The organism is Bacillus sp. AFS017336 (assembly GCF_002555445.1).
Lineage (GTDB): Bacteria > Bacillota > Bacilli > Bacillales > Bacillaceae_G > Gottfriedia.
In genome coordinates this window covers 1-250 of the sequence record NZ_NUCO01000103.1, presented here as the reverse complement: position 1 = coordinate 250, position 250 = coordinate 1, and the positions used below count along the sequence as shown (strand labels likewise).

Annotated in this window: 1 protein-coding gene; it reads right to left on the bottom strand. The window is 68.0% G+C overall.

Annotated features, from left to right (window positions below; genetic code table 11):
- A partial coding sequence (locus tag CN601_RS22265) for a sortase (RefSeq protein ID WP_142317415.1) occupies positions 1-250 on the bottom strand: 250 nt, incomplete at both ends.

Here is a 250-nt window from a genome sequence, read left to right as displayed (position 1 = left end):
CCACCCGCCTGGCGGTCACCTCATAGGCGAGGACGCGACCGAAGGTCGTCAGGATGAACCGGTCGCCCACCGAGACTCTGTCCAGGTCGGTGAACATCGTGCTCTCCGCCAACCCCCGGTGTGCCGTGATGACGGCATGGCTGTTCACGCCGCCGATGGGGAGCGACGTCCCCTGGAGGTGGCCGGCGCCCCGGAGCAGCGTCCTCTCGTCGGTACCGTGGTAGATCGGCAGGTCGACACCGATCACAGG